Annotated in this window: 1 rRNA gene; it reads right to left on the bottom strand. The window is 52.0% G+C overall.

Annotated features, from left to right (window positions below):
* Nucleotides 1–475: ribosomal RNA gene (locus tag I5E68_RS19995) — 16S ribosomal RNA — on the bottom strand; the annotation flags it as partial.

Here is a 475-nt window from a genome sequence, read left to right as displayed (position 1 = left end):
CGAACGACTACTGGGGTATCTAATCCTGTTTGCTCCCCACTCTTTCGCGCCTCAACGTCAGTTACAGTCCAGAAAGCCGCCTTCGCCACTGGTGTTCCTCCTAATATCTACGCATTTCACCGCTACACTAGGAATTCCGCTTCCCTCTCCTGCACTCAAGCCATGCAGTATTACAGGCAGTTCCAACCTTGAAAGTTGGGCTTTCACCTATAACTTACACAGCCGTCTACGCGCCCTTTACGCCCAATAATTCCGGACAACGCTCGCCCCCTACGTATTACCGCGGCTGCTGGCACGTAGTTAGCCGTGGCTTTCTGGTTAGATACCGTCAAGGGATGAACAGTTACTCTCATCCTTGTTCTTCTCTAACAACAGAGTTTTACGATCCGAAAACCTTCTTCACTCACGCGGCGTTGCTCGGTCAGACTTTCGTCCATTGCCGGAGATTCCCTACTGCTGCCACCCGTAGGTCAGC

Source organism: Novosphingobium aureum, from assembly GCF_015865035.1.
Lineage (GTDB): Bacteria > Pseudomonadota > Alphaproteobacteria > Sphingomonadales > Sphingomonadaceae > Novosphingobium > Novosphingobium aureum.
This window is presented reverse-complemented; position numbering and strand designations above follow the sequence as displayed.